We start from the raw sequence: 6,333 nt of genomic DNA, 5'->3' as shown, positions 1-6,333 counted from the left end.
ATAATGACCAAATAGTTAACGATCAAAAAGATACTAATAATGACCAAATAGCTAACGATCAAAAAGATACTAATAATGACCAAATAGCTAACGATCAAAAAGATACTAATAATGACCAAATAGTTAACGATCAAAAAGATACTAATAATGACCAAATAGCTAACGATCAAAAAGATACTAATAATAGCCAAATAGTCAATAATCAAAAAGATGCTAATGTGGCTACTAAAACTGATGATTCAGTACCCGTGAAGTCGCAAACCGAGGCACAGACCAACAAAACAACGTCGGTAAAAGAAAGTGATCAATCGATAAAAAAATCAGAATCAAATCAATATCATTCTAAAAATATTCAAACAATTGATGGTAAGACATATTATATTGATGACAATGGTCAAGTAAAGAAAAATTTCACAACAGTTGTTGATGATCAAGTACTTTACTTTGATAAAGAAACGGGTGTTTTATCACCAACTAATGATTATCAATTCAAGCAAGGCCTCACGAGTCAAAACAATAGTTTCACAGCGCATAACGCTGTTGAAAATACTACTAAGGATAATTTCACTGAAATTGATGGTTACTTAACCGCTGATAGTTGGTATCGTCCGACAGATATATTAGTTAACGGAAAAAATTGGGCTCCCTCAACTGATAAAGATTTTCGACCACTACTAATGAGCTGGTGGCCAGATAAAGCGACACAAGTTAATTATCTTAATTATATGAAAAACATTGGTTTGAGTGATAGTTCAGTTGATTTTTCTGACAACGATGACCAGAGCGCACTCAATCAGGCCGGACAAGATGTTCAAATAAAAATCGAACAAAAAATTAGTCAGGAAGGGCAAACCGATTGGTTACAGCATGATATTTCTAATTTTGTTGATAGCCAATCTAATTGGAATGTTAATAGTGAGTTGCAAACAACTGGTGATGATAAAGACCATCTTCAAGGTGGGGCATTGCGTTATGTTAATAGTGATAAAACACCTGATGCTAATTCTGATTATCGCCTTTTAAACCGGACACCAACAAATCAAAAAGGTTATTCCTCATATTCTATCGATCCAACACAGGGTGGTTATGACTTCTTATTGGCTAATGATGTTGACAACTCCAATCCTGTTGTTCAAGCAGAGCAATTAAACTGGATGTACTATTTATTGAACTTTGGCTCAATCACTAATCAAGATGCCGATGCCAATTTTGATAGTATTCGCGTGGATGCTGTTGATAATGTGGACGCAGACTTACTACAAATTGCCTCAGATTATATGAAAGCTGCATACGGTGTTGATAAAAACGATGCCACTGCCAACCAACACTTATCAATTCTTGAGGATTGGAGTGATAATGATGCGGCATACGTTAAGGATCAAGGAAACAACCAATTATCAATGGATAATAAATTGCGTTTAGCGTTAAAATATTCTTTAACAATGCCATTAACTGATCAAAATGGTAATGCTATTCGAAGTGGTTTAGAACCGTTGATTACAAATAGTTTGGTGGATCGTACAACAGATTCAGCTGATAATATAGCACAGCCTAATTATTCCTTTGTACGGGCACATGATAGTGAAGTACAAACTGTCATTGCTGAAATTATTAAGGAAAAAATTGATGCTAATTCGGATGGGTTAACCCCAACAATAGATCAATTAGAACAAGCCTTTAAAATTTATAATGCTGATCAATTAAAAACAGACAAAGAGTTTACACAATTTAATATGCCCAGCACGTACGCCTTATTATTAACAAATAAAGATACAGTGCCGCGGGTGTATTATGGTGATCTCTATACTGATGATGGTCAGTATATGGCCAACAAATCGCCTTATTATGATGCCATTAATACGTTACTGCAGTCACGATTAAAGTATGTTTCGGGTGGACAAAAAATGTCTATGGCCTATATGACGGGCGATAGTAGCATGGATAAACAAGGCAATCATGGCTTATTAACATCTGTTCGTTATGGTAAAGGGGCTATGACAGCAGATGACAAAGGAACTGCTGAGACACGAACACAAGGTATTGCTGTTATCGAAGGCAATAATCCTGAACTGAAATTAAGCACAACTGATCAAGTTATTTTAAAAATGGGCGCTGCGCATAAAAATCAAGCTTACCGACCAGTAATACTGACAACTAAAAATGGTATCGTGACTTATTTAACGGATGCAGATGCTGATCCATCATTAGTCAAATACACAAACAACAACGGTGAGCTCATATTTAATCAATCGGACATACAGGGGGTTGCCAATCCACAGGTTTCTGGTTACTTAGCTGTTTGGGTACCAGTAGGTGCAAGTAATATACAAGATGCGAGAACAAGTAGTGATGATAGTCAATCTGTAAAAGATAACCAAACACTACATTCAAATGCCGCATTAGATTCACAAGTAATCTATGAAGGCTTTTCAAATTTTCAGTATTTTCCAACGACTGAAAATGACTATACAAACGTTATGATTGCTAAAAACACAAATTTGTACAAAAGTTGGGGTATTACCAGTTTTGAGTTACCACCACAGTATCGATCAAGTACAGAAGGTAGTTTTTTAGATTCAATTATTCAAAATGGCTATGCTTTTACTGATCGTTATGATCTTGGATTTAATACACCAACAAAGTATGGCACAGTTGATCAATTGCGTGATGCCATCAAGGCATTGCATGCTACAGGAATCAAGGCAATGGCTGATTGGGTGCCTGATCAGATTTATAATTTAACTGGTAAACAAATTGTGACAGCAGAACGTGTCAATAATTCTGGCGTTTACAACGAAAATTCAGTGATTAATAAAACACTTTACGCAGCTGAGACTGTTGGTGGTGGTGACTATCAAAAGCTATATGGTGGTGCATTCCTTGACAAGATTAAGTCATTGTATCCTTCGTTGTTTACAACCAATCAAATTTCAACAGGTGTCCCTATGGATCCCAGTGAAAAGATACAAGAATGGTCAGCAAAATACTTTAACGGTAGTAATATACAAGGACGTGGCGCCTATTATGTCTTAAAGGATTGGGCTACTAATGAATATTTCCAAGTGAGTTCGGCGGACAAAAACAACGACTTTTTGCCTAAACAACTGATGAATGAAATTTCTAACACCGGTTTTGTTTCTGATGATAAAGGTATGACATATTTTTCAACCAGTGGTTATCAAGCCAAAGATACATTTATTCAGGATGAAAAATCAAATTGGTATTATTTTGATAAAAACGGTTACATGCTTTACGGTCTTCAAACGATTAATGATGCTGGGTATTATTTCTTACCTAATGGTATTGAACTACAAGATGCCTATCTATCAAATAGTAACGGCGACGTTTATTATTTTAATAAGCAAGGCAAGCAAACTGTTAATGATTACTTTATGGATAGTAATAAAGATTGGCGATATTTTGATCAAAATGGTGTCATGGCTAGAGGTTTGACTACTATTAAGTCACATATACAATATTTTAATCAAGATGGTACGCAAGTTAAAGATAAATTTATCACGGATACAGACGGTAAATTACGTTACTTTACGGTAGATTCTGGTGATATGCTAACTAATCAATTTAAAAAATTAACAGATGGATCGTGGGCTTATTTTGGAAATGATGGATTAGCTGTTACAGGACAACAGACAATTAACGGTCAAAATCTTTACTTTGACGATAACTATCATCAAGTTAAAGGACACGAACAAGTTGATAATCAGGGCATACTTCACTTTTATGATGCAAATTCTGGTGAAATGATAAAAAACCGTTTTGAAAAAGTATCTAACAATTCATGGGTCTATTTTGATGCTACTGGTCAAGCAGTTAAAGGTTATCAAACAATCAAAGGTCAAAAACTTTATTTTGGTGATGATTCCTATCAAATTAAAGGACATGAGACAGTTAACTCACAAGGTCAGATACAATTTTATGATGCAGACTCTGGTGAAATGATTACAAATCGTTTTGAAAAGCTATCTGATGGCTCATGGGCATATTTTGATGCTACTGGTCAAGCAGTTAAAGGTTACCAAACAATTAATGGTCAAAATCTTTACTTTGATGATAATTATCATCAAGTAAAAGGTCAAACAGTTGTTGATAATCAAGGTATATCACGTTATTATGATGCTAATTCAGGTGCCATGGTGACAGATCATTTTGAAAAATTATCTGATGGCTCATGGCGTTATTTTGGTAATGACGGCAAGGTTAAGGTCAGTCAGCCTACTGTTTAAATGTGATATTCTAAATCGATTTCTTAGATGCAATTATCTTGTCTAAGAGGTCGATTTTTATGATGATAGGTGGTTATCAGTTGAAATTAAAAGACACAAAGACAAAATCTTTGCGTCTTGAATGGCTAATAGAAGCCATGGTTGATTAAAAAATACGTCATCAGATAGCAAAATCATCAATTATTCAAAGTGTGACGGTATAACTATCTGTTTGATGTCAGTAGGCTGCTGCTCTGAAAATTGCGTCATTAAAAGTTCAGCAGCTGTAGCACCCATGAGATAAGGAGATTGTTGAATGAATTTGTAGGTTGGTGCTAAATACTTAGGAATATTAGTATCAATGAAACCAGTTAATCTTTGTTGTGTTTTTGGCTCATGCAAAAGATCAGTGTTAGCTAATAATTGAATTAATAATCGTTCTTTCAGAACAAATAAAAGATGTGTAGGATTTTTTATATCTAAGTCATCAGATAATTCAGATAAGTTAAGATGATCTGTATCAACTTCAATAAGTTGAGCATGATTAAAAACTGAGCGCACGCCTGCAATTCTTTCAACACGTGTTGAAATACGATTAACGGGTTCTGTAATAATAGTTACTTTTTTAAAACCTTTGCCTAAAAAGCTTTCCATGGCAAATTTTGTTACTTGGAAATTATTTGTGGTGACAGTACTAATGTCACCATTGCCAATGTCTCTATCAATTAAAACGACCGGTATATGATTATTGGTGAATTTATCAATTAAATGATGCTGGGTTGATAGGGGTTGCAAAATTAAACCTGCAAAGTTTTGATTGTACACGGATTCTAGAAGATTAGATTCGGTTATTTCATCTGAGTTTGAATCAAAAAGCACGCCAATATAGCCTTGTGCACTCAAAATAGAGACAACGCCCTTGAAATATTCAGAAGAAAAATATTCATCAATATTTGAGGCGACAACAGCGACTAGATTCGACTTTTGTTTTGCTAACTGTACAGCTGCTGAATTTCTAATATAAGCAGTCTCTTTGATAATTTTTTTTAATTTGGATGCTGTTGTTGCGGACATTTGATTCAATTGACCATTAAGATACCGACTAACTGTAGCAGTGGAAACATTTGCTTTAGTAGCGATATCGTTGATCGTTAATTTTTTAGTTTTAGTCATACTAGTACCTACCAGTCAAATTAAAGGCTCAGTATTTTAGATATACTCTAAAACACTGAGCCTATTTTATTCTAGCATTTGCAAAGAACATTTACCAATGTTTATATTGATTACTATAAAAGGATTATCTTAATAAATAACCGCCATCAACTGGGAGCGTTATACCTGTAACATAGTCAGAAGCGTGACTAGACAAAAATACAACTGTCCCCATAAGTTCTGTAGGATTGGCCCAATGACCAGCTGGAATGTGTTGCAAAATTTCTGTATTTCTTGTTTCATCTTCTTGCAATGCTTTGGTCATTGGTGTATCAATATATCCTGGTGCAATAGCATTAACCTGAATATTTTGAACTGCTAACGCGTCTGCATAGGCTTTAGTTAGACCAACGACACCATGTTTACTAGCGGTATAAGGAAAGATAAATTTTCCAGCACGATAGGACTGCATTGAACCAATGTTGATGATTTTGCCACCACCATTTTCAGACATTAACAGGGCAGCAGCTTTAGAAATATGATATACAGCGTTCAAATTCAAATTAAGTACTGCATCCCAATCTTCATCTGGAAATTCTTGCCATGCGTGACGCTTTTGCATACCTGCATTATTAACGAGAATATCTAATGTCTGACTGCTACTTTTTACAAAATTAGTAATTTGATTTGCTGCATCTTTTTTGGTAATGTCTAACTTGAGAAAATCAATTGTTTGTCCGTGGGACTCAACAATCTCCTTTGTTTCTGTCCAACCACTTTCATCATATGACACAACTAAAATATTAGCGCCGACTGAACTTAATGCCTCAGAGTAGTATCTTCCAAGTCCAGAAGCGCCACCTGTGATTAAAGCTGTTTTCCCAATGAGACTAAACGTATTAATTGAAAAATCTGCTGATGTCATGTTGTTTTCTTCCTTATATCAGTTTTATATGAG

General features: G+C 34.9%; 3 protein-coding genes. 1 reads left to right on the top strand and 2 read right to left on the bottom strand.

Translation table 11 applies throughout. The annotated features are described in order from the left end of the window. The coding region (locus K5Q14_RS01915; RefSeq protein WP_220734137.1) for a glycoside hydrolase family 70 protein at nucleotides 1–4,244 on the top strand (4,244 nt) is incomplete at its 5' end. Between the two features lie 180 nt (nucleotides 4,245–4,424). Here K5Q14_RS01915 and K5Q14_RS01910 read toward each other — a convergent pair. Continuing rightward, a complete protein-coding gene (locus K5Q14_RS01910; protein ID WP_220734136.1) occupies nucleotides 4,425–5,396 on the bottom strand; it encodes a LacI family DNA-binding transcriptional regulator in 972 nt (323 codons plus the stop codon). Nucleotides 5,397–5,520: 124 nt separating this feature from the next. Beyond that, nucleotides 5,521–6,300 (bottom strand): SDR family oxidoreductase, encoded by a 780-nt coding sequence (locus tag K5Q14_RS01905; RefSeq protein WP_220734135.1) that lies wholly within the window; start codon nucleotides 6,298–6,300, stop codon nucleotides 5,521–5,523. Nucleotides 6,301–6,333: the final 33 nt, after the last annotated feature.

The sequence above is a fragment of the Leuconostoc inhae genome, from assembly GCF_019656015.1.
GTDB lineage: Bacteria > Bacillota > Bacilli > Lactobacillales > Lactobacillaceae > Leuconostoc > Leuconostoc inhae_A.
This window is presented reverse-complemented; position numbering and strand designations above follow the sequence as displayed.

Excerpts from the sequence above, each read along its gene's own strand:
- K5Q14_RS01905 (WP_220734135.1), bottom strand. The coding sequence starts at position 6,300 with ATGACATCAGCAGATTTTTCAATTAATACGTTTAGTCTCATTGGGAAA.
- K5Q14_RS01910 (WP_220734136.1), bottom strand. The coding sequence starts at position 5,396 with ATGACTAAAACTAAAAAATTAACGATCAACGATATCGCTACTAAAGCA.